Raw genomic sequence first — 25,329 nt, 5'->3', positions numbered from 1 at the left:
GAACCCCCGTCCTTCAGGGCGGGGAGGAACCGCAACTGCCTCCCTTCGGGGATCGGGGACTGTCGGTCCCGGCTGATTAGGTAAGTGGCATGTCCCGATACCGGCTGGACCCGACTCCCGCGCAGCAGGCTGCGTTGTTGGCGCACTGCGGGCACGCCCGGTACGTGTGGAACCTGGCGCTCGAGCAGTGGTCAATGTGGCCCCCCGACAAACGCCCGACACCCGGATACGTCGAGCAGGCCCGGCAACTGACCGAGGCGCGGGCCGTGTTCGAGTGGCTGCGGGCCGGGTCGCAGACCGTCCAGCAGCAAGCTTTGCGGGACTTCGACCAGGCGGTCAAGAACTTCCACGCCGGGACCCACCGGCGGCCGACGTGGCGCAAGGCCGGGGTGCACGAGGGGTTCCGCATCGTCGGCGGTCAGGCGTCCCGGATCGTCAAGCTGAACCGCAGGTGGGCCGCGGTCAACGTGCCCAAAGTCGGCCGGGTCCGGTTCCGGCTGTCCCGACCCGTTCCCGACGCGAAGTCCTACCGGATCACCCGCGACCGGATGGGCCGCTGGCACCTCGCCTTCGCCGCGATCCCGGAGCCGATCCCCGCACCCGGTACCGGTGAGGTCGTCGGCGTGGACCGCGGCATCATGGTGTCGGCGGCCCTGTCCACCGGCGAACTCCTGACCTGCCCCGGGCTGTCGGACCGCGAGCAGGCACGGCTCACGCAGCTGCAGCGTCGGCTGGCCCGCTGCCGTCCCGGCTCCAAACGCCGCCATCGGGTGAAGGCCGCGATCGCCAAGCTGCACGCCCGGGCCGCCGACCGGCGCAAGGACTGGGTGGAGAAGACCAGCACCGACCTCGCCCGACGGTTCGACGTCATCCGCGTCGAGGACCTGCGCATTACCCAGATGACCCGGCGACCCAAACCCAACCCCGGACGACCGGGCGGATACCGGCCGAACCGTCGCCGAGCCAAAGCCGGGCTCAACCGCGGCATCCTGGCCAACGGCTGGGGACTGCTCGTTCAGCGCCTGGAGCACAAGGCCGCCGGACGGGTCGAGAAAGTCAACCCTGCGTACACGTCGCAGACCTGTAGCGTCTGTGGGCACTGCGCACCGGAAAACCGCGAGAACCAAGCGGTCTTCCGGTGCGTAGCCTGCGGACATCAGGCCAACGCGGACGTGAACGCGGCAGTCAACATCGCGGCCGGACGGGCCGTCAGCGCACGCCGAGAGACGCCACCACGGGTCTCGCCGAAGCGTGAACCTCAACACGCTACCTCCGCGTAGTAGTTGGAATCCCCGACCTTCACGGCGGGGAGGACGTCAAGGCCTTCCCGCGGCTGCCCCCGGGATCGCCGAGCTCGGCTGGTCACCCGCCTCCGCGCTCGGCTGGGACGCCTACAAGGTCCGGCTCGGCGCCCAGGGCTCCCGGTGGGATGTCTTGAGCGTCAACTTCTTCCGCGCCCCGGAGATCAGCTGGCGCTAGTCGTGTGAGCGTCAGTCCTGGGAGAGGACCCGGTCCAGGAGCCAAGCCGTGGTCTCGTCGAGGTCCTGCTCGGCGACAGTGAACCGGACCGGGTCCGCCTCGTCGGCCGCCCGCAGCTCGACCCGGTACACATACCGGTCGGGTTGCGGGACGCCGGAGCCGAGCCGCTTCTGGTCCAGCCGGCCGATTGCCGCGTCCAACTGCTCGCGGTCCGGCTGACCGGCCGTGTCGAGCTCACCGCCGACCTGCAGACCGGCGAATCCGCCGCTCCGGGTCACCTTGACCAACACCTGGTCCTCCCCGCGTCGATGTCGCTCCAAACCTTCCCGGCTGCGGTCGGAGTTTGTCCAGGCCCGCGCGACACGCCGATCAAAACAACACGATTCAAACGCCCATCACCCGGCGTGCAGGCGCATAACCCGCCATCGGCCCGTTCCGGCAGCGCCCCCGCGAACTTCCGCCGCACACGAACGAGCAGGTCGGCGCGGGATTGGCGATCCGCGGACCGGTTCACCGGGCCGCCAAAGCGGGCGGAAAGGGCTGTCAGGGCACCGATACGGAGAGTGGCGGCCAGCAACTATCCGCGACACGTGTTGGTGATCACCCCTTCCAGGACGGCCCAAACCGGCTACAGTTGTCCCGTTGCAGTTTTGGACTCCCATTGACTTTCGCTGTGCTGCATGGCCGGTTCTGTCGTCTGGGGCCTTTCGGCGACACGTGGCTCATGAGGTGTGGGTCGCGGTTTGTTTCAAGCCATCAAGGAGATAGACACAATGGCTGTCGGTACTGTCAAGTGGTTCAACGCTGACAAGGGCTTCGGCTTCATCACCCCGGATGACGGTGGCGCGGATGTCTTCGCGCACTACTCGGCCATCCAGACCTCGGGCTTCCGCTCGCTGGACGAGAACCAGCGGGTCGAGTTCGAGATCACCCAGGGCCAGAAGGGCCTGCAGGCGGAGAACATCCGCCCGATCTGAGGCAGCGCTGCTCCGGTGAGGTCGGGGCACCTTCTGAAAACCGAACGAACGGGCCGTACCCCTGGCTGGGGGTGCGGCCCGTTCGCCGTGTCCGGCCGGGTTGGTTCTGGGTACCGGTGAGGACATGAGCGAGGAGCGGAGCACGGCACACTACGACCGGCAGGGCGAGGACAAGCGGCAGCGGCTGGACCGGCAGTGGAACGAACTGCTCCAGGAGTTGCGTCTGGCCCAGACGGGCACCCAGATCCTGTTCGCCTTCCTGCTCACCATCGCCTTCCAGAACAGGTTCCAGGACGCGGACAGCTTCACCCACGCCGTGTACGCCGGCACCCTGATCGCCGCCGCGCTCGCGGCCGGCCTGCTGCTGGCCCCGGTGTCGTTCCACCGGCTGGTCTTCCAGCAGCAGCTCCGCGACCAGCTGATCGCGGTCGCGCATCACCTGGCCAACGGCGGCCTGGCCCTGCTGGTGATCGCGATGTCCGGCGGCGTCCTGCTCGCCCTCGACGCGGTTCTGAGCCGGACGGCCGCGATCGTCGTCGTCGCGCTCGTACTCGCCTGGTTCGTCGCCTTCTGGTATCTGCTGCCCGAGTACGTCCGCCGAACCAGTACCTCGCGTGGGCCTAGGAGCGGTAGCGGGGAATGACCTCGGCGGCGACCTGTTCGAGGGTGTCCTCGGTACCGGCGTAGACGCCCTCGGCGCGGGGCCAGTGTGCGATCACGTCGGTGAAGCCGAGCTCGGCGGCCCGGCCGACCGCGTCTTCGAAGGCGGCCACGCTGGTCAGCGAATACTGCTTCGAGTCGAGTGACAGATACCGGTCGAACGGCCGGCCAGCCAGTACGTCGTCCATCCGGTGGCTGAGGTCCGCGACCGCGGCGTACCAGGTGTCGAGATCGTCCACCTTGCCGCCGGTGGTCACCCAGCCGGCGCCGTACCGGACTGCCAGCCGGAGTGAGCGCGGGCCGTTCGCCGCCATCACGAAGGGGACCCGGGGGCGCTGCACACACCCCGGCAGCGTGCGGCCGTTGCGGGTCTCGAAGTACTCGCCCTCGAAGTCCACCCGGTCGGTGGTCAGCAGCTTGTCGAGCAGCTCGGTGAACTCCGCCAGCCGGTCCACCTTCTGTCCCGGGCCGAGGTCGTCACCGCCGAGGATGGTCGTGTCGATCCCGCCGCCGGCGCCGATCCCGCAGACGAACCGGCCGTTCGAGACGTCGTCCAGGGCGAGTATGTCGCGGGTCAGGGTGAGCGGGTGGCGGAAGTTCGGCGAGGTGACGAAGGTGCCCAGCCGGATCGTCGATGTGACCAGCGCGGCCGCGGTCAGCGTCGGGGTGGTGCCGTACCAGGGCGCGTCCTGCAGACCGCTCCAGGTGAGGTGGTCGTAGGTCCAGGCGTGGTCGAAGCCGAGGTCCTCCGCCCGGCGCCACCGCGGTGCGGCGTCGGCCCAGCGGTACTCCGGCAGGATGGCTATTCCGAAGCGCATGCACCGCACAGTACGGCGTATCCGGACCCGACGTACGTACAGCGGACGCGAGCGGGGGCCCGAATGTGTCCGAACCACGTTAGTTGCGTTATGCCACGATTTTCGGAAGGGTCGTGACGGTTGTCCCCCTAGCCCAAGGAAACGGAGGCGCGCCGAAGCGAGGCGTGATTTCAGCTGTGGCGATCGATTTCGACAGCCCGCAAAAGAACCCCGACCACGCAACTGAGACGCAGGAACATCCTGCACTTGCAGCACCCCCACCACCCGGCAGCCGAAGTAGCGGCTCCGGCCTCGATCGGATCGTCTTCGGCGTCACCGCGCTGATCGCCCTGGCCTTCGTCGCCTGGGGCTTCGCGGACGCCGACGGCCTGGGTACGACGTCCACCTCGGCGCTGACCTGGGTCGAACACAACACCGGCTGGCTGTTCGTCCTGCTGGCCTCCGGATTCGTCGTCTATGTGCTCTGGCTGGCCGCCGGCAAGTACGGGCGGATCCCGCTCGGCGCGGACGACGAGCAGCCCGAGTTCCGCACCGTCTCCTGGGTCGCGATGATGTTCAGCGCCGGGATGGGCATCGGGCTGATGTTCTTCGGCGTCAGCGAACCGCTGTCCCACTTCACCGCTCCCCCGCCGGGGACGGTCGAAGCCGGCACGTCCGAAGCGCTGCAGACCGCGATGGCGACCACCTTGTTCCACTGGACCCTGCACCCGTGGGCGATCTACGCGGTGGTCGGGCTCGCGATCGCCTACGGCACCTTCCGGCGCGGCCGATCGCAGCTGATCAGCTCGGCCTTCGCGCCGTTGCTGGGCAAGCGGACCGAGGGGCCGATCGGCAAGCTGATCGACGGCCTGGCGATCTTCGCGACGTTGTTCGGCTCGGCCGCCTCGCTCGGCCTGGGCGCGTTGCAGATCGGCTCCGGCGTTCAGATCCTCGGCTGGCTGGACCGGACCGGGAACGCCGTACTCGTCGGCGTCATCGCCGTACTCACCGCTGCCTTCGTGGTCTCGGCCGTCTCGGGAGTGGCCAAGGGCATCCAATGGCTGTCGAACATCAACATGGTGCTGGCGGTCGCGCTCGCGTTCTTCGTGTTCGTGGTCGGGCCGACCGTGCTGATCCTCGACCTGGTGCCGACCGCGATCGGCGTGTACTTCCGCGATCTCGCCGACATGGCCGCGCGGACCGAGGCGAGCGGCGGCGATCCGATGGCTGAATGGCTGTCGGGCTGGACGGTCTTCTACTGGGCGTGGTGGATCTCCTGGACGCCGTTCGTCGGGATGTTCATCGCCCGGATCAGCCGCGGGCGGACGATCCGGCAGTTCGTCACCGGCGTGTTGCTGGTGCCGTCGCTGGTCAGCCTGGTCTGGTTCTGCGTCTTCGGTGGCGCCGCGATCAACACCCAGCGGTCCGGCGTCGACGTCGCCGGGCAGTCGACCACCGAGGGGCAGTTGTTCGGAGTGCTGGAGAACTTCCCACTGTCCTCGGTGACGACGCTGCTGGTCGTCGTCCTGGTCGCGATCTTCTTCGTATCCGGCGCGGATGCGGCCTCGATCGTGATGGGGACACTGTCCGAGCGCGGGGCGATCGAACCGAGAAAGCCGGTCGTCGTGTTCTGGGGCGTGCTGACCGGCGCTGTCGCGGCGGTGATGCTGCTGGCCGGAGGCGGAGCAAAGGCGCTGCAGGCATTGCAGAACCTGACCATCGTGGCCGCGCTCCCGTTCGCGCTGGTGATGGTCGGACTGGCGATCGCTTTGGCCAAAGACCTGCGGACCGATCCGCTGATGCTGCGCAAGGAGATCGGCAGCGGGGCGGTCGAGGCCGCGGTGATCGAAGGCGTCTCCGCCCACGGCGACGACTTCTCCCTGGTGGTCGCCGGCAACGGACACGACACGTCCACACCCGTACCGGAGTCGCCGCAGCCACGCGGCGAAGTGCCACCACCGAAACCCTGACCCGAGCCGGGCGCCGCGCACCGCAATACGACGGTCCGCGGCGCCCCGCGTGTCAGCGGGATGGGGTTGGGAAGGTGGCGAGGTGGGTGGTGTGGATGCTGCCGAGCCAGACCTTGCCGTCGCGTTCGCGGACGCCGGTCGGGGTCATGAACTTGGGGTGTTTGCCGCGGAGATCGTGCACCTGGTGGCCGGCGTCGTCGTACGCCTGGATCTCGATGATGTCCTCCGCCTTCGGCTTGAGAGCCTCCGGCAGCGCCCACACGACCTTTCGCAGTACGGGCGGTTTGGGCAGCAGCAGGTCCAGTAGCGCGTTGCGGGGTGAGGCGATCGTGACCCAGATCAGGCCGTCCGAGCCGCGGGCGATGTTGTCCGGCAGGCCCGGGACCAACGTGACCAGCTCGGGCTCGGCGCCGTCCTTGGTGAGGTCGAGCTTGTAGAGGCCGTAGCTCGCGGTCTCGGCGAAGAACAGCGTCTTCTGATCACCGCTCAACGCGACGCCGTTGGGGAACGGCCGGCCGGTCGCGAGACGAGTCAGCTCGCCGTCGGGGGTGAGCCGATAGAGACTGCCGGTACTGGAGTGTTCGAGCAGGTCGGCCATCCACTCGTCGACGCCGAACCGGGTGGACGAGTCGGTGAAGTAGATCGTGCCGTCCGCGCTGATGTCGGCGTTGTTGCAGAACTTCATCGGCCGGCCGTCGATCTCGGCCAGCAGGGTGGCGATCCGGCCGTTGCGATCCAGGGTGAGCAGACCGCGGTTGGCGTCGCAGATCAGCACCTTGCCGTCCGCCATCCACTCCAGCCCGAGCGGCCGGCCGCCGGTGTCGGCGAGCGTGGTGATCGTCTTACCGTCGCCGCTGATCCGCAGGATCCGCCCGTCGAGCATCCCCGTCAGTACGCTGCCGTCCTCGTCGATCAGCGTGTCCTCGGGCCCCTCCCCCGGTACCGCGACCGTCTCCACCTCGATCCGCCGAGGCTCCCGGGCCGGCGGCACCGGCGGCGGACTCCAGCGAACCGGATCAATGCTCGATTTCATGGGCCGAGCCTAGAAGGTGTGGTCCAACGTCGGAAGAGCGTGCGCATGTCGCCGCCGAGGTTGTTGCCTCCTGCAACGAGCGCTGGGGAGAGCTATTCGCCGGTTTGGCCGTCGAGGCGTTCTCGGAGGAGGTCGGCGTGGCCGTTGTGGCGGGCGTACTCCTCGATCATGTGGGTGAGGACCCAGCGGAGGGAGTAGCGCCGGCCGTCCTCCTCGCCGACCGTGTCCGGGTCGAGGTCGGCGATAGCCGAGCTCGTCTTCGGTGAGATGCCGGATCAGCCCGTGCAGAGTCATCCCGGACGGCTCGACGGCGGCCGTGCCGAGCTGTTCCGGGGTGAGCCCGTCGATCTTCAACCGCACCGTCGCGCGCTGGAAGTCGAGGAACCCGACCAGCGTCTCCTTCTCCCCCGCCTCGCTGGGCGGATCGGGCCTTCCCTGCAAGTCCATGACGGGAACCTACTGCTCCCAGCCGACAGACCCCGGATGGATCCCCGGGCGCGCGGGGCCCACACCCCACGGCGTCGCCTCGCCCGCGTCGTCGGTCGCGGAGTCGGCGGTCCCACCCAGTAGCCGGCGGGTCAGGACGTCCCGGGCCGAGAGGAGTTCCGCGGCGGCGGCCTTGATCTCGGCGTCGCCGGCCTCGGTCCCGTTCTCGGCGGCGAGCAGCACCGCGCGGCGTACGAGCTCCTTGGCGAAGGAAGCGGTCGTCCCCTCGGTCTCGGTGACGATCTCGTCGACCACCTCCGGACTCAGCTCCAGCTGCGGTCCGTAGAGCGCGAGCAATCGGGCCCGGCTGTCGGCATCCGGCAACGGGACCTCGACAGCCAGGTCGACCCGCCCCGGCCGCTGGGCGAGTGCCGGCTCGAGGATGTCGGCGCGGTTCGTGGTCAGCAGGAATGCCACGTCGGCCTCCTCGGCCAGACCGTCCATCTCGTTCAGCACCTGGAACAGCAGCGGGTTTCCCATGCCCATCATGTGGTCACGCGACTCAGCGATCAGGTCGCAGTCCTCCAGTACGACGAGCGCGGGCTGGAGCTTGCGGGCCAGCGAACACGCCTGCGAGATGTACATGATGCTCGTCCCCGCCAGCAGCACCACGGTGAACTCGGGCAACCGCGACAGCAGGTAGCGGACGGTGTGCGTCTTCCCGGTCCCGGGTGGGCCGTAGAGCAGGATTCCGCGACGCAGATGCTGACCCGCCCGGAGCAGGGCCTCCCGGTGCTCGGCGATCCCGATCACCTCGCGCTCGACGCGTTCCAGCACGCCCTCGGGCAGTACGACGTCTTCGCGGGCGATCCCGGGTCGCGGGTGCAGCCGGAACGGTCCGACCCCGTGACCGAATTCGTGCCCCTCGAACGACACCACCTTGCCGCGGAACACGTTCCGCTCACGGATCAACTCCGGCAGCGCCCCGAGGAACCGCTCTCCCGCTTCCCGGGTGGTGGCGAGGATCTCCAGCATCACCGACATCCGCCCGTACTGCGGATTGGCCGCGCGCAGCAACGCGACGTACCGGTCGTCGCCCTGGCGGCCCAGGTAGATGCCGAACGAGACGCAGTCCATCTCCTCGTCGACGTCGATCGAGATCCGCTGGTAGTCGACCGCGCCGATCCCGAATCGCTGGCCGGCGGCGTGGTCGAGCAGCTCGGCGAGTGACAGGTGGCCGCGGTCCATCCCGATCAGGCCGATCAGCTCGAAACTGTCGAACCAGGACTCGATCGCCAGTTGCACGTTCGGCAGGTCGAAGGACGGGAAGTCGGCCGCGACCACGGGCAGGCCCTCGGGCTCGACCTCGAGGAAGACCATCAGCCGCTCGCGCAGGTTCTCCCGGGCGATCCCGCTGGGCGGTTGCTGCATCCGCTCCAGGAACCCACGGAACAACCGGGCGAACTCCGCGACCTCGTCGTCCCCCTCGGCCATGGCCGTTCCCCCTTTTATCGGACGCGTACCGGAGGACCCTCCGAAACGCGATATAGGATTCACAGCATGACATCGACTGAGTCCACCGACCGCCCTTACGCCAAGTACCCGGTACGGATCGGTGTTCAGATCCAGCCCCAGCACGCGCAGTACGCCGACATCCGCCGCACCGTCGCGGCGGCCGAGGAGCTCGGCGTCGACGTGGCGTTCAACTGGGACCACTTCTACCCGCTGTCCGGCGAACCCGAGGGCCTGCATTTCGAGTGCTGGACGATGCTCGCCGCCTGGGCCGAGGCGACCGAGCGGATCGAGTTCGGCGCCCTGGTCACCTGCAACTCCTACCGCAACCCCGACCTGCTGGCCGACATGGCCCGCACCGTCGACCACATCTCCGACGGCCGGCTGATCTTCGGCATCGGGTCCGGCTGGTTCGAGAAGGACTACGACGAGTACGGCTACGAGTTCGGTACGGCGGGCGGCCGGCTCGACGCCCTCGGTGAGGCGCTGCCGCGGATCGAGCAGCGCTGGGCCAAGCTCAACCCGAAGCCGACCCGGGACATCCCGGTGCTGATCGGCGGCGGTGGCGAGAAGAAGACGCTGAAACTGGTCGCCCAGCACGCGAACATCTGGCACGGCTTCGGCGACGCCGAGGTGATCGGCCACAAGCACGCCGTACTCGACCAGCACTGCGCCGACCTCGGTCGCGACCCGGGCGAGATCGAGCGGTCCGTCGGCGTCGGCGACAAGCGCCCCGAGCAGATCGGCAAGGCGCTGCTCGACGTCGGCACCCGGCTGTTCACCGTGCACGTCTCCGGCCCGGACTACGACCTCGGCCTGCTCCGCGAGTGGATCGCCTTCCGCGACGACATCAACAACAAGTAGGGCGTTGCGTCCGAAGAACCGAGGGCGATAGCGCACGGTTCTTCGGACGCAAGCAGCTTGGAGGCGAGTTCTTCGGAAGCCGGCGGGCTCGCTAGGATTCCGGGCATGCCAAAGCTGCCTGATAACGGGTCGGTGCTGCCTATCACCCGCTGGGGTGAGGACGTCATGCACCGGGTCAACAAGCCGGTCACCGAGTTCGGTGACGACCTGCACCGGCTGGTCGCGGACATGGTCGCGACGATGCGCGCCGCCGAGGGCGTCGGCCTGGCCGCGAACCAGGTGGGCGTCGACCTGCAGCTGTACGTGTTCGACTGCCCGGACAAGGACGGCGTGTACCACCAGGGCATCGTCTGCAACCCCGTGCTCGAGCTGCCCGAGGGCAAGGACCGCCAGCTGGACGAGGGCGACGAGGGCTGCCTGTCACTGCCCGGCGCCTTCACCAAGTGCGTCCGCCCCGACTTCGCCAAGGTCACCGGCGTCGACGAGAACGGCGAACCCGTCAGCTACGAGGGCACCGGCCTACTGGCCCGTTGCCTGCAGCACGAGACGGACCACACCCAGGGCATGGTCTTCGGCGACCGCCTGTCCCGCAAGTTCCGCAAGCGCCTCTTCGCCGAGGCCGAGGAGTTCGCCCCCGACTACCCCGCCGACTGGCCGATCACCCCGATGCACAACCCCGAAGCCCACCAGGACGAACCCGTCAGCGAGTAGCCCTACCAGAGGGAAGACTTGAGGTCGTTTTCGAGGATCGTGGTGACCGACTGTTCGGGGGTTTGGTTGGTGGTGTCCAGCCAGAGGCCTCGGTGGGGCGTTTCGGCCAAGCCTTCCTGGAGCGCGCGGACGGCGTCGGCGAGGGTGCCGCCTGGGGGTTGCCAGTCGCGGTACGACGTTGAGCCGCGGCCCAGCTCGCGTTCGACGATCGACTCGACCGAGGGGTTGAGGACGACGAAGTGGCGCTCGACGTTCTCCAACGACTCGAACCATCGGGTCACGTCGTCGCCGAGGATGATGTCGGAGCAGACGAAGTCGAACCCGGCGTCGGCGTAGTGCTGGGCGACCAGCGCGCTGGCGGCGTACCGGAGTTCGAGCTGGCGGACTGCCTCGGGATCCGGGTCCGGCGTCATCCCGACGGCACCGGCGAAGACGGCCCGGTAGAACACGTCGCCGTCGACGGTCGCGGCCGGCGGACCGAGCCGGCTCGCGAGCAGCGGGGCGATCGTGGACTTGCCGGCGGCCTGCATACCGGTGATCAGGACTACTCTCCGCATACCGTTCATCCCACCACCTCTGTCCATCGATTAACCGATTTCGCTGATCGGGCAGGAATCGGCCCTGTGATCGATAAACTGCGGCGGTGCCGTCGATGCGGGGTGAGCCGGGGCCGAAGCGGCCGGTGACGCTCGACGACGTCGCGCGGTACGCCGGGGTCTCCCAGCCGACCGCGAGCCGCGTCCTGAACGGCAGCGCCCGCAAGGTCGCGGAGAGCTACCGGCAACGGGTGATCGAGGCCGCCCGGGAGCTCGGTTACACGCCCAACCTGCCCGCGCAGGCGATGGCCCGCGGTACTTCCCGGACGATCGCCTTGCTGGTCAGCCTGATCGCCGACCCGTATTTCTCCGCGATGGCGGCCGAGATCATGAAACAGGCCGAGGCGGTCGGCCTGCACACCTCGATCGCCGTCACCGATCGTCAGGCCGACCGCGAGCTGGACCTGGTCCGGGTACTCCGCGGCCAGCAGCCGAGGGCGATCATCCTGGCCGGCAGCGGGTACATCGATCCGCCGGACGAGCAGGCCCTCGTCGACGAGCTGCACCGGTACCAGGACACCGGCGGCCGGGTCGTCCTGGTCAGCCGGTCCGATCTGCCGTTCGAGACGGTCGACTTCGACAACCATGCGGGCGCCCGGCAACTCGCCCGCGAGCTGGCCCGGATCGGCTACCGCAAGTGCCTGGTCCTCGGCAGCGGTACGCCGTTGCTGTCGATGCAGCAACGCGTCGAGGGCTTCCTCGACGGCCTGATCGAGGAAGGCGTCACGGACGCGGCCGACCACGTCCATCACCCGGAGTTCAGCTGGAAAGGCGCCCGCGAGTTCGTCCTGAGCCTCACCGATGACCAGCTCCGCGAACTCCACTTGGTCTTCGCCGTCACTGACGACATGGCCCTCGGCGCACTCGCCGGGCTCCGCGAACGCGGTCTCCGGATCCCCGAGGACATCGGTGTCGCCGGCTTCGACGACATCACCACGCTCCGCGACGTCGTACCCACGCTCACAACGGTCCACGTCGACCTGCACACCCTCGCCAAAGAGGCCGTCCACCGCGCGATCACTCCCGACCGCGACCTCACCCGCCGACCGGCCCCGGCCTATCCCGTACTACGCGCCAGCACCCCGCCGCACTAGCTACTGCGCGATCCGCCAGGCCTCTGGGGTGATGGAGTAGATGACGGCTTCGAAGGTATCGCCGTCCTCCTCCAGTTCCGCAGCGTGATCGAAGCTCATCCCCAGCCGCCGCATCACCGCGATACTGCGCTCGTTCGGGGTGTCTGTGATCGAGATGATGCGGGGCAGGTCGAGCTCGGTGAAGCCGTACGCCATCCACGACGACGCCGCCTCGGTCGCATACCCGTGGCCCCAGTACTCCCGGGCCAGCCGCCAGCCGAGCTCCATGTCGTCCGGGTACCACGGTTCGTGTTGCAGCCCGCACGCCCCGAGGAACGCGCCGTCGGACCGCCGCTCGATCGCGAGGAAGCCGATCCCGTCGGACTCGTACCTCTTGTTGACGCCCACGGTGATCCGCTCCGACTCCTCCGGGCTGAGCGGTTTGCCGCCGAGGTACTTCATCACCTCGGGATCTGTGTTCATCGCGACCCACGGCTCGAGATCGCTGTCCCGGAACGGCCTCAGCACCAGGCGGTCCGTCGTACGCATGCTGTCCCCCAGGGAGCGTCAGGGTCGCGTGGCGTAAAAGGCGACCGCTGCCGAGGATGCCACGTTGAGCGAGTCGACGCCGCCGGCCATCGGGATCCGCACGGTGAAATCCGCCCGTTCGAGCACGTCCCGCCGCAGACCGTGACCCTCGGTGCCGAAGATCAACGCCAGCCGATCGTGCTTAAGAGCGACCAGTTCATCGAGGCTGATCGAGTCGTCGGTGAGCGCGAACGCGGCCGTGACGAACCCGTGTTCCTGTAGCCGGACCAGGTCAGCCGGCCAGGAGGTTAGCCGGGTCCACGGCACCTGGAAGACGGTCCCCATCGACACCTTCACCGAGCGCCGGTAAAGCGGGTCCGCGCAGGTCGGGGTGACCAGGACCGCGTCGACGCCCATCGCCGCGGCCGCCCGGAAGCCCGCGCCGACGTTGGTGTGGTCGACGATGTCGTCGAAGATCGCGATCCGTCCGTGCCGTACGCCGTCCAGCAGGGTGCCCAGGTCTTCGGCCGGCCGCCGCCGGTACGACGCGAGCGCGCCGCGGTGCACGTGGAATCCGGTCACCTGCTCGGCGAGTTCCTCGGAGACGAGGTAGACGGGTGCGTCCGGCCACTTCGCGAGCACGTCGGCCAGCGAGTCGAGCCAGCGTTGCGCCAGCAGGAACGACCGGGGCTCGTACCCCGCGTCGGCGGCCCGCCGGATCACCTTGTCCCCCTCGGCGATGAACAGCCCGTGCTCCTCCTCCAGGAGCCGGCGCAGATTCACCTCCCGCAGCTTGACGTAATCCGCCAGCCGCTCGTCATCCGCCTGGTCGACGGGAATGATCACGTGGCCCCCGCTGTGTTCACGATCGCACCTGGGCTGCCACGTCAAGAACATTGCCGATGACAACGATCGCGGGTGCGCCGACCCCCGCCTCCGTCATCGCAGCGGCGATCCCGGCCAGATCCGACGACACCAGCCGCTGCCCCGGCAACGTCCCGTCCGCGATCGCGGCGGCAGGGGTGTCCGCCGGCCTTCCATACGAGATCAGCGTCGAGGTGATCTTCGGCAGGTTCTCGACGGCCATCAGCAACACCAGCGTGCCTCGCAGCCGAGCCAGTGCTTCCCAATCGACCAGCGAGTCCGGGTGATCCGGCGGGATGTGCCCGGACACCACCGTGAACTCATGCGTCACCCCGCGATGCGTCACCGGAATCCCCGCGGTCGCCGGCACCGAGATCGCGCTCGTGATCCCCGGCACGACGGTCCACGGCACCCCCGCCTCGGCGCACGCGATCGCCTCCTCGAACCCGCGCCCGAACACGTACGGATCGCCGCCCTTCAACCGGACGACGACCTTCCCCTGCTGAGCCCGATCGACCAGGATCCGGTTGATCTCCTCCTGCTGCGCCGCCCGACCGCGCGGAAGCTTCGCCGCGTCGATCAGCTCGACATCCGGGTGCAACTCCTCCAGCAACGGCTGCGGCGCCAGCCGGTCCGCGACAACCACATCCGCCTCGGCCAGCAACCGCCGCCCGCGCACAGTGATCAGGTCAGGATCGCCCGGCCCACCACCGACCAGATACACCCCGGGCTTCTTGTCCAACGAGTCCCGCGCACCAAGCGCACCCGTCCGCAGCTCCTCCAGGATCGCGTCCCGCACCGCGGCCGACCGCCGGTGATCGCCACCACCCAGTACGCCGATCGTCACGTGATCGTGCTGTCCGGACGCCGGGGTCCACGCCGTCGCGCGTGACCGATCGTCGGACCGGACGCAGAAGATCCGGCGCTCCTCGGCCTCGGCCGACACCTGGTCGTTGACCGCGGCGTCATCCGTCGCCACCACCACGTACCACGCGTCGGCCAGGTCACCAGGCTCGTACCCGCGCTCGATCCAACGCAGGTCCGGGTTCGACAACAGCCCTTCGATCGTCGGCGTGATCGACGGCGAGATCACCTCGATCCGCGCGCCCGTCTCCAGCAACCGCGGCAACCGCCGCTGCGCCACGCCACCCCCGCCGACCACGACGACCCGCCGCCCGGTCAGCACCAGCCCGGACAGGTACGGCGCCGGCCCTTCCCCGGACGACGTAGACGACTCGCTCACGACGACTCCCCCGACGCGATCCCCGCGGACTCGAACGTCGCCATCTCGGCCAGCGCCCGCACTGCGCAGGACAAGATCGGGTAGGCCAGCACAGCCCCCGTCCCCTCCCCGAGCCGCAGATCGAGATCCACCAGCGGCTGCAGCCCCAGAGCTTTCAGGGCGACCGCGTGCCCCGGCTCAGCCGACCGATGCCCCGCGACGCAGTACTCGATCGCCGCCGGGTGGAACGCCTGCGCGACCAACGCCGCCGCGCCCGCGATCACTCCGTCGAGGATGACCGGCACCTTGTTCGCCGCTCCCCCGAGGATGTACCCGGCGAGCGCCGCATGCTCCAGTCCGCCGTACGCCGACAGCGCGTCGAGCGGATCCGAAGCCGGTACGGCGTGCAACGCCAACGCCGAGCGGACGACCGAAGTCTTGTGGGCGAGCATGGCATCGTCGATCCCGGTCCCCCGGCCGGTCACGGTCTCGGCCGTCGCGCCGGTGAACGTGGCGATCAGCGCGGCCGACGCGGTCGTGTTGGCGATCCCCATGTCACCGGTGAGTAGGCAGCGGTAGCCGTCCCGAACCAGCGCGTCGGCCAGCTCAAAGCCGACCCCGATCGCAGCCAGCACCTCGTCCTCGGTCAGCGCCTTCTCCGTCGACAGATCACGCGTCCCCGGCCGGACCTTGGCGTGCACGATGTCCAGCGCAGCCACGTCCGACGCCACGCCGACGTCGACCACCCGCACGTCGACCCGGTTGTTGGTCGCGAACGCGTTCACGGCTGCCCCGCCGGCGGCGAAGTTCGCCAGCATCGCGGCGGTCACCTCCTGCGGCCAGGGCGACACACCCTGGGCGTGCACCCCGTGATCCGCGGCGAAGACGGTCACCACAGCGGGCGCCGGCACCGCGGCCGGGCAGGCCCCGGTCATCCCGGCGACCCGGACGGACAGCTCCTCCAGCACGCCGAGCGACCCGGCCGGTTTGGTCAACGCCAGCTGACGCTCCGTGGCAGCGCGCATCGCCGCCTCGTCGGCGGGCGCGATCCGCGCCAGGTACTCCTCCACCGCAGGTCCTCCACTCCCGGCCGCCTGGACACGGCCAGCACCGATCTTCGCATCCCCACCCCAGTGCCCCGGCCGGAGACTGCCCGGTGTGGACAGTAATGTCGGCTTCACCACACCGAATCCCCGGGAGGATCAGAGATGTCGCTCGATCGGCCGGTCGCACCGGACCCGTACGAACTGCTGCCCAAGGTCGGATCGTTCACCGTCACCAGCACCGACGTCACCGACGGTGAGCAGCTCGGCGACGCGCAGGTGTACGCCGCCGGCAACACGTCGCCGCAGCTCAGCTGGTCCGGGTTCCCGGAAGAGACCAAAGGTTTCGTCGTCACCTGCTACGACCCGGACGCGCCGACCCCGTCGGGGTTCTGGCACTGGATCCTGGTCAACCTGCCGGCCACCATGACCGAGCTCCCCGCCGGAGCCGGCAGCACGCCACGGCTGGACAACGGCGCCTTCCACGTCCGCAGCGACTTCAGCACCAAGGACTACGGCGGCGCAGCCCCACCGCCCGGCGACCAGGTGCACCGTTACTACTTCGTCGTCCACGCGATCGATGTCGAGGCCCTGGACGTCGACGACGAGGCCAGCCCCGCGGTGGTCAGCTTCAACCTCGCCTTCCACACCCTGGCCCGCGCCATCATCACCCCGACCTACCAGATCCCTGCCTGACAGTTCCAGGCCCGCGGCGGAAGCTGATCCGCCGCGGGTTCAGGTCAGAACGTCTCGCCGGCCTCCGCCTTGCGGACCAGCAGCGCCGGTGGTTCGAAGCGTGCCCCGTACGCCGCCGCCAGCTCCCGCGTCCGGGCGACGAAGCCCGGCAGACCGCCCGCGTACGCGTTGACGTACTGCACAGCGCCACCGTGCAGCGGCGGGAACCCGATCCCGAAGATCGACCCGATGTTGGCGTCCGCGACCGACCGCAGCACACCTTCGTCGAGGCACTTCACCGTCTCCAGCGCCATCGCGAACGTCATCCGCTCCTGCAGATCCACGAACGGTACGCCGGTCTCGGCCGAGACGAAGTGTTCCCACAGACCGGGCCACAAGTGCTTCTGCCCATCAGCCGGATACTCGTAGAAACCGGCGCCGGCCGCCTTCCCCTTCCGGTCGAACTCGTTCACCAGCCGATCCGCAACAGCCATCCCCGGGTGGTCGTCGAAGGCGCCCGCCCTGTCACCCGCGGCCCGCGCAGCGTCCCGGATCTTCTGCGGCAGCGTCAACGTGACCTCGTCCAGCATCGCCAACGGTGGCGCCGGGAACCCCATCTGGGTCGCGGCCCGCTCGATCGTCACCGGATCCAAACCCTCGGCGACCATCGCGGCACCCTCCATCACCAGCGTGCCGAAGACCCGTGAGGTGAAGAAGCCGCGGCTGTCGTTCACCACGATCGGCGTCTTCTTGATCTGCCGGACCACGTCGTACGCCTTCGCCAGCGTCCGGTCCGACGTCTTCTCCCCGACGATCAGCTCGACCAACTGCATCCGGTCGACCGGTGAGAAGAAATGCATCCCGATGAAATCATCCGGCCGGTCGATGCCGTCGGCAAGTGAGGTGATCGGCAGCGTCGAGGTGTTCGAGCAGAGCAGCGCGTCCGGCTCGACCACACCGGCAATCTCGGCGAACACGTCCTGCTTCAGCTTCTCGCTTTCGAACACCGCCTCGATGACGAGATCGCAGCCGGCCAGCTCGTTCGGGTCCGCGGTCGGCGTGATCCGGCTGAGGAACTCCTCCGCCTGCGCCGGTGTCGACCGGCCCTTCTGGATCTGCTTGGCGAGCAGCTTCTCCGAGTACGCCTTGCCCTTCTCGGCCGCCTCCAGTGAGACGTCCTTGAGTACGACCTCGATCCCGACCTTCGCGCAGACGTAGGCGATCCCCGCGCCCATCATGCCCGCGCCGAGCACACCGACCTTGCGAGCGGAGTACGGCGGGACGTCGGCGGGCCGGGACGCGCCGGCGTTGATGGCCTGCAGTTCGAAGAAGAACGCGTTGATCATGTTCTTCGCGATCTGGCCGGTCGCCAGCGACACGAAGTACCGGGACTCGATCCGGCTCGCGGTGGCGAAATCGACCTGGCTGCCCTCGACCGCGGCGCTCATGATCGCCTTCGGAGCCGGGTACGGCGCGCCCTTCAGCTGCTTGCGCAGGTTCGCCGGGAAGGCGGGGAGGAACGCGGCCAGCTTCGGCGACGACGGGGTACCGCCGGGGATCTTGTAGCCGTCCCGGTCCCATGGCTGCTTGGCGTCACCGTCGTACGAATCGATCCACTCCCGGGCCCGAGTCAGCAGCTGATCCGCCGGCACGACCTCGTCGACGATGCCGACAGACTTCGCGTTGGCCGGCTTCATCCGCTGGCCCTGGAGCAGCACCTTCATCAGTGCGTCTTGCAGACCGAGCATCCGGACCGTCCGAGTGACGCCGCCACCACCGGGCAGCAGGCCGAGCGTCACCTCCGGCACACCGAGCTCGATCCGGTTGTCGTCGGCAACGATCCGGTGATGGCAGGCGAGCGCGATCTCCAGCCCGCCGCCCAACGCGGATCCGTTGATCGCGGCAACCACTGGTACGCCGAGGGTCTCCAGCACCCGGAGCTGGCGCTTCACCTCTTCGAGCGTTTCGAACACCTGCGCGGCGTCGGACGGCTGGATCTGCGACAGCATCCGCAGGTTGCCGCCGGCGAAGAAGGTCGACTTCGCACTGGTGATGATCACACCGCGCAGAGCGTCCTTCTCGGCCTGCAGCCGCTCGACGGTCGCGGCCATCGCGGCGATGTAGGTGTCGTTCATCGTGTTCGCCGACGCGTCCGGGTCGTCCATGGTCAGCATGACGACGCCGTCGGTGAGGTCCCAGGAGATCATGCCGCCAGCCTCTCGATGATGGTCGCGACGCCCATCCCGCCGCCGACGCACAGGGTGGCCAGACCGTAGCGGAGCTCGCGCCGCTCCAGCTCGTCCAGCAAGGTGCCGATCAGCATCGCGCCGGTCGCGCCGAGCGGATGCCCGAGCGCGATCGCGCCGCCGTTGACGTTCACCTTCTCGTGTGGGACGCCGAGATCGGCCATGAAGTGCAGCACCGCGGCGGCGAACGCCTCGTTCATCTCGAACAGGTCGATATCACTCACCTCCAGCCCGGCCTTGGCCAGCGCCTTCCGGGCGGCCGGCGCCGGACCGGTCAGCATGATGGTCGGATCGGTCCCGCTGACCGCTGTCGCGACCACCCGGCCCCGCGGTGCCCGGCCGATCGCCTCACCGGCCTTCTCGTTGCCGATGGCAACCAGGGCGGCGCCGTCCACGATGCCGGACGAGTTGCCCGCGTGGTGGACGTGGTTGATCCGCTCGACGGTCACGTACTTCTCCAGCGCGACCGAGTCGAACCCGCCGTGCTCACCGATCGCCGCGAACGACGCCGGCAACCCGGCCAGCGTCTCCACCGTCGTCCCCGGCCGGACCAGCTGGTCGTGGTCGAGGATCTGCAGCCCGTTGCGGTCGAGCACCGGCACCACCGAGCGGCCGAAGTACCCGTTGGCCCAGGCCTTCGCGGCCCGCGCGTGCGACTCCGCGGCGTACGCGTCGACGTCGGTGCGGGAGAACCCGTCGAGCGTCGCGATCAGGTCGGCGCTGATGCCCTGCGGGATGAAGTTGGTCTGCATCGCGGTCTCCGGGTCCATCGCCCAGGCACCGCCGTCGGAGGCCATCGGGACCCGGGACATCGACTCGACACCGCCGGCGAGGATGAAGTCCTCCCAGCCGGACCGGACCCGCTGAGCCGCCTGGTTGACCGCCTCCAGGCCGGACGCGCAGAAGCGGTTGAGCTGCACCCCGCCGGTGGTCTCCGGGTAGCCCGCCGCGAGGACCGCGGTCCGGGCGATGTCCATGCCCTGGTCGCCGATCGGGGTGACGACACCGAGCACCACGTCGTCGATCGCGGTCGGATCGAGCTCGGGGTGTCTGGCACGCAACTCGGTGAGCAGGCCGGTGATCAGCTGGATCGGCTTCACCTCGTGCAGGGCGCCGGTCGGCTTGCCCTTGCCGCGGGGCGTCCGGAACGCGTCGTACAGGAAGGCTTCGCTTGCTGCGGTCATGATGGTCCCGTCGTCGGGGGTGATCACCTCCGATTGTGACAGTTCCGCTGTCACGATGGTCAAGTGGGGCCCACTATGATCTTCGCCATGCCGGATATGGGGGCCGAAGCAAGGTCAGAAGCCAGATTCGAACCGCACGCCGAACCGCCTGCGGGTGAGGCGACGCTGACCGTCGACGAGTTGTCCGCGCGCGTCGGCATGACGGTGCGGACCCTGCGCTTCTACGCCGGCCGCGGCCTGATCCCACCGCCGGTACGCCGGGGCCGGGTCGGGTACTACGGCGCCGAGCACATCGCCCGGCTGGACCTGGTCCGCGAACTCCAGGCACACGGGTTCACGCTGTCGGCGATCGAGGGCTACCTCGACCGGATCCCACCCGACGCGAGCCCGCAGGACATCGCGTTGCACCGGACCCTGCTGACCCCGTGGATGCGCGATCTCCCGGAGACCCTCGACCGGCCGACGCTGGTACGGCGGACCGGGCGCGACCTGACCGACGACGACATCGAGATGCTCGTGGCACTGGGTGTGGTTGAGCCGACGCCGGACGAGGACGTGTTCCAGGTGGCGACGGCGCACCTGAGCCTCGGGGTCGAACTGCTCGACCTCGACCTACCGGTGGACGCGGTGCTCGCGGCCGGTCGGATCTTCACCGAGCACGGCCGCGCGATCGCCGAGGAGCTGACCGAGGTGTTCCGCACCAAGGTCTGGCCGCACTACCGCGACTCCGGCGGACCGCCCGAACACATCCAGCAACTGGTCGAGCGGTTCAAGCCGGTCACCATCCAGGGCCTGGTTCTCGCCTACGAACGCGCCGTCGGCGAAACCCAACGCGACACCATCCGCCGCTCCCAATCCAAACCACCCCGCCGCTAACCACCCGCCAGCCGACTGAGTTCGACCAGGACGCATCGGGAGCGGCCCGCTAGCGGGTGACGACGAAGCCGGTGTGGCCGCTCGGTGGCTCCTCCACGACGTCGACCCGCTCGACCCGGGCGTAAGCCGGCCCATGCCGAACCCAGTCCAGCATGCGTTCGACGTCATCCTCGGGTCCCTCGAAGAGCGCCTCGACTGTGCCGTCCGGCCGATTCCGCACCCAGCCGCCGACCCCGGCCGCCTGGGCCTCCCGGCGGCAGCTGTCCCGGAAGAACACCCCCTGGACGAGTCCGTGCACAACGACGCGACGGCAGATCACCTCACCGTTCTACCGTGTCTGGACTGCGGATCTATCAGAGCCGCACCGATGAGCTGACTGTAAGGACGTACCTACGGGGTGTTGGAGATGCGGAGGTACGTGAGGCCGCGGAGGTCGAGGTAGGTGTCGTTGGGGGTACTGACCACTCGGAGGAGGACGTTGTCGCAGCCTGGGCAGCGGGCGACCATGCCCGGGGCGTCCACGTAGACGTGCGCCTCGGCGAAGACGGCCGAGTGCCCACAGCCTGTGCACTTGCCGATCGCGGCGGTCAGGTCCACCGCGAACACCTCCCGCAACGCTCCGGCTGCGGCATTTCCATCCAAGTACGTCGGGACATCGGCGCTCATCGCGGTCCTCCAGTTGGTCCGAAGCGTTCGGTACGCACCCGGGCGGGATCGTGCCCGCCGGTCACCAGCAGATCGGCGACCGCCTCGACGAACGGCGTCGGCCCGCACACGTACGTCGTCAGGTCGTCCGCCGGCGCGAACGCCTTCGCCTGCAGCAAGGCGGCGTCGATCCGGCCGACGCGTGGCTCCCCCGCAGGTGCTTCCCGGGTGTAGACGAAGGTCAGGTCGACGTCTTCCGACGCGGCCAGCTCCTTCAGGTCTTTCACGTAGATGACGGACGCCGGCCGACGGACGGAGTACAGGAGCCGGACGGGCGTCGTACTGGCGGCCGTGCCGTGGGCGCGCAGCATCGCCATCAGCGGCACGACCCCGGAGCCGCCGCCGATCAACTGGATCGGGCCAGCCTGCTCGGGCCGCCACACGAACCAGCCACCGACGGGTCCGCGAAGCTCCAACGGGTCACCGACCTTGAGCACCTCCACCAGGTACGGCGAGACCTCGCCATCTGGGACCTGCTCGACGGTCAGCTCGACACCTTCGCCGGTCCAGGCGGACGAGATCGAGTACGACCGGGAGGCGCGGTATCCGTCCGGGGCGGTCAACCGGACATCGACATGCTGCCCAGCCAGGTGTCCCGGCCAGTCCGGTGCGTCGAGCACGATCGTCCGGGCCGTCTCGGTCTCATCCCGGACTTCGGTGACGGTGCCGACCTGCCACGTCAGTCGCCGGCGTAGCGCTGTTCTTTCCATGGATCTCCGTACTCGTGATAGCCGGCGGTCTCCCAGAAACCAAGGTCGTCGGTATCGGACAGCACCAGGCCGCGGACCCACTTCGCGCTCTTCCACAGGTACAAGTGCGGAACCAGCAACCGGGCCGGACCACCGTGCTCCGCGGCGAGGGGCTCACCGTCGTACTGGTACGCAATCCAGGCCTGGCCGTCGAGCAGGTCCTCGAGCGGAAGGTTGGTGGTGTAACCGCCGTAGCTGTGCGCCATCACGAAGTCGGCCGCGGTCTCGACGTCCTCGAACAAGGCGTCGAGCGAGACGCCCTTCCAGTCCGTCGCCAGCTTGGACCAGCGGGTAACGCAGTGCAGGTCCCGGGTGATCTCCTCGGCCGGCAGTCGCTGGAACGCGGCCCAGTCCCAGCGATGCATCTCGCCGCTCTCGGTCGCGATGGTGAACTCCCAGTGCTCCGGGAGGACGTGCGGCGTCGGCCCCGCCGAGAGGACCGGGAAGTCTTGAGTCAGGTACTGCCCCGGCGGTAGGTCCGACCCGCTACGGCCACGACCGGTGAACCCCGGCGAGATGATCCCCATGCCGACCTCCTCAACACTGGCAGCGCTGAGGTGAAGTCAACCACGAACGGGTCAGATTCCGATGGCTCTCCCGACGATCTCTTTCATGATCTTGGTGGTGCCGCCGTAGATCCCTAACCAGCCGGACCCAGGGTCCAGAGCGCGGACATCGGAAGCGCCGACAGGCGGTCTCCGAAGGGGAGTTGTTGTTCTCCGGCGTAGAGAACGACCCCTAGGCGGAACCGCTCGCCGAGCCGGTCCGCGAGATGCCGTAGACCTCGGAAATCGTCACGACGAACCGTCTCGGCGGCTTTCACCTCTATACCAATCACGCTGCCTGAGGCGTGTTCAAGGACCATGTCCACCTCGACCTTGTCTCGGTCGCGATAGTGGAAGAGCTGGACCGGTTCTTCTGCCCAAGTGAGCTGCCGCGCGACTTCACCAATGGCGAAGTTCTCCAGAAGCGGTCCGACCAGCGCCGTCGGATCCTTCGCTCGTTCCTCGGACAGACCGATGAGCCTGCCTCCCAATCCGGAGTCGGTAACGATCAGTTTCGGTGTAGAGATCGCGCGGCTCGTGAGGTTCGAGGACCAGGCCGGTATTCGCCTGATCACGAACACCAATTCCAGCAGGTCCAGATAGCGGGAGAGCGTCATCCGAGGCAACCCCACGTCGTTGGCGATCGACTGGACCACAGCCAGGGTTCCCATCCGGGCCGCGACAACGCTCAGCAGTCGACGCAGCTCGGCCGGCCGTTCGATATCGGAGATCTGGCGGACGTCCCGTGTCACAAGATCCGTCACATAGGAATCAAAGAACCGAGCCCGCCGACGACCCGGATCCCGTCGCACCGCTTCGGGGTAGCCGCCCCGCAGCGCCCTGGCCACGTAGTCCCGCTTTGTCAACCCGGACGGCTCCACGGTGACTGCACCGTCTTGCTGGAACAGCGCGTCCACAAAGCTGTCCGGAGTCGAATCGATCTCCCCCTGTGACAGCGGCCAAAGTTCGATCGTCTCGCTACGACCGGGCAAGGCATCAGGAAGATCACGCAGTCCGAGCAGACGAGCCGATCCTGTCAGCAGGAACCGTCCAAACGAGTTTCGCGGTCGACCTCGCTCTTGATGGGCAGGAGCAGCTCCGGGACCCGCTGAATCTCGTCGATCAACAGCAATCCCTCATCCCTGACGAACGCACTCGGGTCGGCCTCGGCAGCAGCCGAGACGGCGGGGTCGTCCAGATACAGCTCGCGTGCTCCGGGTGAACGATCGACGATCAGTTTGGCGAGCGTGCTCTTGCCTACTTGCCTAGCGCCGTTCAGTACCACGACACGGGTGTCACCCAGAGCTTCGAACGCCATGCGTTCGGCACGCCGAGAGTAGAGATTCACATCATGCATACAGACGACATTGGCGCAGGCACAGCATCATGTGGGCGTTCTGCCGAAGGTGATATGGGCAATCTGCCGAGCCCATGCTGGGCGTTTCGCCGGATCAGATTCCGAGGCTCCGGCCGACGATCTCTTTCATGATCTCGGTGGTGCCGCCGTAGATGGTCTGGATCCGGGTGTCCAGGTAGGCCTTGGCGATCGGGAACTCGGTCATGAACCCGTAGCCGCCGTGCAACTGCAGGCACCGGTCGACGACCTTCTTCTGCAGTTCGGTGGTCCACCACTTCGCCATCGCGGCGTCCGCGACGGTCAGGGTGCCCGCGTTCAGCTCCTCGATACAGCGGTCGACGAAGACCCGGGCGATCTGGGTCTCGGTGGCCAGCTCGGCGAGCACGAACCGGCTGTTCTGGAACGACCCGATCGGCCGCCCGAACGCCTTGCGCTCCTTCACGTACCGCAGGGTCTGCTCGAGGATCCGCTCACACGCGGCCGCGGCGACCACCGCGATCGTCAGGCGTTCCTGCGGCAGCTTCTCCATCAGGTAGACGAAGCCCTGACCCTCTTCGCCGAGCAGGTTCTCGGCCGGCACCCGGACATCGTCGAAGAACAGTTCCGCGGTGTCCTGTGCCTTGAGGCCGATCTTGTCCAGGTTGCGACCGCGCTCGAACCCGGGCATGCCCCGCTCCACCACCAGCAGCGAGATGCCCTGGGCGCCGGCGGCCGGATCGGTCTTGGCGACCACGACGACCAGGTCGGCCAGGATGCCGTTGGAGATGAACGTCTTCTGCCCGTTCAGCAGGTAGTGATCGCCGTCCCGGACCGCGGTGGTCCGGATTCCCTGCAGGTCGCTCCCGGCCTCGGGTTCGGTCATCGCGATCGCGCTGATCGTCTCGCCACTGCAGAACCTGGGCAGCCACCGCGCCTTCTGCTCGTCGGTCGCGTAGTCGAGCAGGTACGCCGAGTTGATGTCGGTGTGGATCGTGAACCCGACCCCACTCGCCTGCGCCCGGGTGAGCTCCTCGATCAGCACCGCGTTGAACCGGAAGTCGCGAACCCCGCCCCCGCCGTACTCGGGCGGCATCATGAACCCGAGCAGACCGGCGGCGCCCGCAGCGGCCCACAGCTCCCGCGGCACGATGCCGGCCTCCTCCCAGCTCTCATGGTGCGGCACGATCTCCTTGTCGCAGAAGGCGCGCACCGTCTCGCGGAAGGCATCGTGGTCGGCATCGAAGAGGTGACGGTGCAC

Annotated in this window: 27 protein-coding genes and 1 pseudogene; 9 read left to right on the top strand and 19 right to left on the bottom strand. The window is 68.4% G+C overall.

Going from position 1 to position 25,329, the window contains the following annotated elements:
* The first annotated feature begins 89 nt into the window (after positions 1 to 89).
* Positions 90 to 1,280: an RNA-guided endonuclease InsQ/TnpB family protein gene (locus tag EV643_RS25865; RefSeq protein ID WP_133802732.1), complete on the top strand. Its 1,191-nt coding sequence runs from the start codon at positions 90 to 92 to the stop codon at positions 1,278 to 1,280.
* Between the two features lie 210 nt (positions 1,281 to 1,490).
* Here EV643_RS25865 and EV643_RS25860 read toward each other — a convergent pair whose 3' ends face one another.
* A complete protein-coding gene (locus EV643_RS25860) occupies positions 1,491 to 1,769 on the bottom strand; it encodes a protealysin inhibitor emfourin (RefSeq protein ID WP_133802731.1) in 279 nt (92 codons plus the stop codon).
* Positions 1,770 to 2,252: 483 nt separating this feature from the next.
* On the opposite strand from EV643_RS25860, the gene EV643_RS25855 reads away from it, so the two are divergent.
* Complete coding sequence (locus EV643_RS25855; RefSeq protein ID WP_012921273.1) at positions 2,253 to 2,456, top strand: cold-shock protein; 204 nt, start codon at positions 2,253 to 2,255, stop codon at positions 2,454 to 2,456.
* 124 nt (positions 2,457 to 2,580) lie between these two features.
* Positions 2,581 to 3,099: a DUF6328 family protein gene (locus EV643_RS25850; RefSeq protein ID WP_133802730.1), complete on the top strand. Its 519-nt coding sequence runs from the start codon at positions 2,581 to 2,583 to the stop codon at positions 3,097 to 3,099.
* On the opposite strand, the gene EV643_RS25845 is transcribed toward EV643_RS25850, so the two are convergent.
* A complete protein-coding gene (locus tag EV643_RS25845) occupies positions 3,077 to 3,934 on the bottom strand; it encodes an LLM class flavin-dependent oxidoreductase (protein ID WP_133802729.1) in 858 nt (285 codons plus the stop codon). The genes EV643_RS25850 and EV643_RS25845 overlap by 23 nt on opposite strands.
* A gap of 176 nt (positions 3,935 to 4,110) precedes the next feature.
* Here EV643_RS25845 and EV643_RS25840 point away from each other — a divergent pair, with 176 nt between their 5' ends.
* Positions 4,111 to 5,883 carry a BCCT family transporter gene (locus EV643_RS25840; RefSeq protein WP_133802728.1) on the top strand — a complete coding sequence of 591 codons (1,773 nt, stop codon included), beginning with the start codon at positions 4,111 to 4,113 and terminating at the stop codon, positions 5,881 to 5,883.
* Between the two features lie 52 nt (positions 5,884 to 5,935).
* Here EV643_RS25840 and EV643_RS25835 read toward each other — a convergent pair whose 3' ends face one another.
* The 3 genes and pseudogenes from EV643_RS25835 to EV643_RS25825 form a co-directional block, all read right to left on the bottom strand.
* Complete coding sequence (locus EV643_RS25835; protein WP_133802727.1) at positions 5,936 to 6,916, bottom strand: SMP-30/gluconolactonase/LRE family protein; 981 nt, start codon at positions 6,914 to 6,916, stop codon at positions 5,936 to 5,938.
* A gap of 92 nt (positions 6,917 to 7,008) precedes the next feature.
* Positions 7,009 to 7,363: pseudogene (locus tag EV643_RS25830) on the bottom strand (mycothiol transferase).
* 9 nt (positions 7,364 to 7,372) lie between these two features.
* The gene (locus EV643_RS25825) at positions 7,373 to 8,836 is read right to left on the bottom strand and encodes an AAA family ATPase (protein ID WP_133802726.1); all 1,464 of its coding nucleotides are present in this window, start codon (positions 8,834 to 8,836) and stop codon (positions 7,373 to 7,375) included.
* Positions 8,837 to 8,902: 66 nt separating this feature from the next.
* Between EV643_RS25825 and EV643_RS25820 the strand changes: the two genes are divergently transcribed.
* Together EV643_RS25820 and def are read left to right on the top strand one after the other, a co-directional pair.
* On the top strand, positions 8,903 to 9,718 hold the full coding sequence (locus EV643_RS25820) for an LLM class F420-dependent oxidoreductase (protein ID WP_133802725.1): 816 nt from the start codon (positions 8,903 to 8,905) through the stop codon (positions 9,716 to 9,718).
* 105 nt (positions 9,719 to 9,823) lie between these two features.
* Complete coding sequence (def, locus tag EV643_RS25815; protein ID WP_133802724.1) at positions 9,824 to 10,429, top strand: peptide deformylase; 606 nt, start codon at positions 9,824 to 9,826, stop codon at positions 10,427 to 10,429.
* 2 nt (positions 10,430 to 10,431) lie between these two features.
* Here def and EV643_RS25810 read toward each other — a convergent pair whose 3' ends face one another.
* Entirely contained in the window at positions 10,432 to 10,986 is a 555-nt protein-coding gene (locus tag EV643_RS25810; RefSeq protein WP_238165800.1) for a phosphotransferase-like protein, read from the bottom strand.
* A gap of 95 nt (positions 10,987 to 11,081) precedes the next feature.
* On the opposite strand from EV643_RS25810, the gene EV643_RS25805 reads away from it, so the two are divergent.
* On the top strand, positions 11,082 to 12,119 hold the full coding sequence (locus EV643_RS25805; RefSeq protein WP_133802810.1) for a LacI family DNA-binding transcriptional regulator: 1,038 nt from the start codon (positions 11,082 to 11,084) through the stop codon (positions 12,117 to 12,119).
* On the opposite strand, the gene EV643_RS25800 is transcribed toward EV643_RS25805, so the two are convergent.
* Genes EV643_RS25800 through cobT form a run of 4 tightly spaced genes read right to left on the bottom strand, consistent with a single transcriptional unit; the run spans position 12,120 to position 15,782 of the window.
* Positions 12,120 to 12,647 carry a GNAT family N-acetyltransferase gene (locus tag EV643_RS25800; protein ID WP_133802722.1) on the bottom strand — a complete coding sequence of 176 codons (528 nt, stop codon included), beginning with the start codon at positions 12,645 to 12,647 and terminating at the stop codon, positions 12,120 to 12,122.
* A gap of 18 nt (positions 12,648 to 12,665) precedes the next feature.
* On the bottom strand, positions 12,666 to 13,523 hold the full coding sequence (locus EV643_RS25795) for a TrmH family RNA methyltransferase (protein WP_133802721.1): 858 nt from the start codon (positions 13,521 to 13,523) through the stop codon (positions 12,666 to 12,668).
* Positions 13,489 to 14,733 (bottom strand): uroporphyrinogen-III C-methyltransferase, encoded by a 1,245-nt coding sequence (gene cobA, locus EV643_RS25790; protein WP_133802720.1) that lies wholly within the window; start codon positions 14,731 to 14,733, stop codon positions 13,489 to 13,491. Before cobA ends, EV643_RS25795 begins: the two co-directional genes overlap by 35 nt.
* On the bottom strand, positions 14,730 to 15,782 hold the full coding sequence (gene cobT, locus EV643_RS25785) for a nicotinate-nucleotide--dimethylbenzimidazole phosphoribosyltransferase (protein WP_133802719.1): 1,053 nt from the start codon (positions 15,780 to 15,782) through the stop codon (positions 14,730 to 14,732). Before cobT ends, cobA begins: the two co-directional genes overlap by 4 nt.
* 138 nt (positions 15,783 to 15,920) lie before the next feature.
* Here cobT and EV643_RS25780 point away from each other — a divergent pair, with 138 nt between their 5' ends.
* A complete protein-coding gene (locus EV643_RS25780) occupies positions 15,921 to 16,451 on the top strand; it encodes a YbhB/YbcL family Raf kinase inhibitor-like protein (protein ID WP_133802718.1) in 531 nt (176 codons plus the stop codon).
* A gap of 44 nt (positions 16,452 to 16,495) precedes the next feature.
* On the opposite strand, the gene EV643_RS25775 is transcribed toward EV643_RS25780, so the two are convergent.
* Together EV643_RS25775 and EV643_RS25770 are read right to left on the bottom strand one after the other, a co-directional pair.
* Positions 16,496 to 18,637: a 3-hydroxyacyl-CoA dehydrogenase NAD-binding domain-containing protein gene (locus EV643_RS25775; RefSeq protein ID WP_133802717.1), complete on the bottom strand. Its 2,142-nt coding sequence runs from the start codon at positions 18,635 to 18,637 to the stop codon at positions 16,496 to 16,498.
* Positions 18,634 to 19,860 (bottom strand): acetyl-CoA C-acetyltransferase, encoded by a 1,227-nt coding sequence (locus EV643_RS25770; RefSeq protein WP_133802716.1) that lies wholly within the window; start codon positions 19,858 to 19,860, stop codon positions 18,634 to 18,636. Before EV643_RS25770 ends, EV643_RS25775 begins: the two co-directional genes overlap by 4 nt.
* Before the next feature lie 87 nt (positions 19,861 to 19,947).
* On the opposite strand from EV643_RS25770, the gene EV643_RS25765 reads away from it, so the two are divergent.
* Entirely contained in the window at positions 19,948 to 20,736 is a 789-nt protein-coding gene (locus tag EV643_RS25765; protein ID WP_238165798.1) for a MerR family transcriptional regulator, read from the top strand.
* 49 nt (positions 20,737 to 20,785) lie between these two features.
* Here the strand turns inward: EV643_RS25765 and EV643_RS25760 are convergent, their stop codons facing one another.
* From EV643_RS25760 to EV643_RS25735, 7 genes are all read right to left on the bottom strand, one after another.
* Complete coding sequence (locus EV643_RS25760) at positions 20,786 to 21,055, bottom strand: acylphosphatase (RefSeq protein WP_133802715.1); 270 nt, start codon at positions 21,053 to 21,055, stop codon at positions 20,786 to 20,788.
* A 71-nt stretch (positions 21,056 to 21,126) separates the two neighbouring features.
* Positions 21,127 to 21,402, bottom strand: coding sequence for a DUF6510 family protein (locus tag EV643_RS25755; RefSeq protein WP_133802714.1), 276 nt, complete (start codon positions 21,400 to 21,402; stop codon positions 21,127 to 21,129).
* Positions 21,399 to 22,151, bottom strand: a complete 753-nt coding sequence (locus EV643_RS25750; protein ID WP_133802713.1) for a ferredoxin reductase — start codon at positions 22,149 to 22,151, stop codon at positions 21,399 to 21,401. The genes EV643_RS25755 and EV643_RS25750 overlap by 4 nt, the downstream gene beginning before the upstream one ends.
* Complete coding sequence (locus tag EV643_RS25745; RefSeq protein WP_133802712.1) at positions 22,121 to 22,717, bottom strand: molybdopterin-dependent oxidoreductase; 597 nt, start codon at positions 22,715 to 22,717, stop codon at positions 22,121 to 22,123. Before EV643_RS25745 ends, EV643_RS25750 begins: the two co-directional genes overlap by 31 nt.
* Before the next feature lie 113 nt (positions 22,718 to 22,830).
* Entirely contained in the window at positions 22,831 to 23,727 is an 897-nt protein-coding gene (locus EV643_RS25740; RefSeq protein ID WP_202869753.1) for an ATP-binding protein, read from the bottom strand.
* Between the two features lie 44 nt (positions 23,728 to 23,771).
* Positions 23,772 to 24,092, bottom strand: coding sequence for an AAA family ATPase (locus EV643_RS45050; RefSeq protein WP_202869752.1), 321 nt, complete (start codon positions 24,090 to 24,092; stop codon positions 23,772 to 23,774).
* Positions 24,093 to 24,186: 94 nt separating this feature from the next.
* Positions 24,187 to 25,329 carry an acyl-CoA dehydrogenase family protein gene (locus EV643_RS25735; protein ID WP_133802711.1) on the bottom strand — a complete coding sequence of 381 codons (1,143 nt, stop codon included), beginning with the start codon at positions 25,327 to 25,329 and terminating at the stop codon, positions 24,187 to 24,189.

It is taken from the genome of Kribbella caucasensis, from assembly GCF_004361855.1.
Lineage (GTDB): Bacteria > Actinomycetota > Actinomycetes > Propionibacteriales > Kribbellaceae > Kribbella > Kribbella caucasensis.
This window is presented reverse-complemented; position numbering and strand designations above follow the sequence as displayed.